1 protein-coding gene is annotated in these 565 nt (G+C 43.0%); it reads left to right on the top strand.

Features of this window, described 5'->3' with window-relative positions:
• The coding region (locus tag R8N49_RS29350) for an EAL domain-containing protein (RefSeq protein ID WP_318190723.1) at nt 1-241 on the top strand (241 nt) is incomplete at its 5' end.
• Between the last annotated feature and the right edge of the window lie 324 nt (nt 242-565).

Here is a 565-nt window from a genome sequence, read left to right on the forward strand (position 1 = left end):
CCAGCAAGACAACAAAGATGACTCTCTGGTACGTGCCATCATTTCAATGGCTCACAACCTCGGAATGAAAGTTGTGGCAGAAGGTATAGAAACCCAAACACAACTGGCGCTGATCGAGCGTCTAAATTGCGATGTGGCACAAGGCTTTTTCTTAGGCAAGCCTGTTCCAGCGGCGCAGCTCCTAGAACTTGAAAATACCTGCCAAGCGATGAAGCACAATGCCTCTTCCATCGTAGGTTAAAAACTGGCATGAAAAGCTCATAACGCTCTGCTTCTTGCTTGGCGTTATGAGAAGCTTTCTGCAAAACACGTCACATTTTTATCCCCTTTTAAACCCGATTGCTCTCATAGCGCTAACAACCTAAATAGATAAACTACACTTTTCATATCAACCCTTTGGATATGGAAATGCGCTGTGGTCGGAATTTTTTCGTGGAATAACCTGTCGGTAAAACACAAACTGTTTGGCCTTGTCTTACTGCCAATCATTTTGTTGTTTTTTCTGGCGGGACAACACGTTCATAATCTTTCGACTCAAGCTCAAGATTTACAAAAAGCTCAATTA

Source organism: Vibrio sp. 1978 (genome assembly GCF_033344345.1).